The sequence below is a fragment of the uncultured Polaribacter sp. genome (genome assembly GCF_947495205.1).
Classification (GTDB): Bacteria; Bacteroidota; Bacteroidia; order Flavobacteriales; family Flavobacteriaceae; genus Polaribacter.
This window is the reverse complement of sequence record NZ_CANLXV010000049.1, coordinates 1-296: the sequence shown is the minus strand read 5'-3', so window position 1 is coordinate 296 and position 296 is coordinate 1. Positions and strand designations below refer to the sequence as shown.

The window sequence follows — 296 nt, the reverse complement described above, 5'->3', positions numbered from 1 at the left end:
ACATCATTCTGATAGAGGTTTTCAATATTGTAACCCTAAATACACCCAGTTTGCTAAGAAAAATGGAATTAAAATCATATGACTGAACAGTATGACCCATATGAAAATGCAATTGCAGAAAGAATCAATAGAACTTTAAAATATGAATACGGTTTAAGGAAAACGTTAAAAAATACAGATATAGCTGAAAAAACAGCAATACAAGCTGTATATATTTACAATCATTTAAGAGCACATTGTAGTCTGGATTTAAGAAAACCAAGCGAAGTTCATCAAAACCCAAATATCAAATACAA

1 protein-coding gene is annotated in these 296 nt (G+C 29.4%); it reads left to right on the top strand.

Annotation, left to right across the window (positions count from 1 at the left end):
• Positions 1-78 precede the first annotated feature (78 nt).
• Positions 79-296: integrase core domain-containing protein (locus Q0762_RS13950; RefSeq protein ID WP_298767750.1), on the top strand; the 218-nt coding region annotated here is incomplete at its 3' end.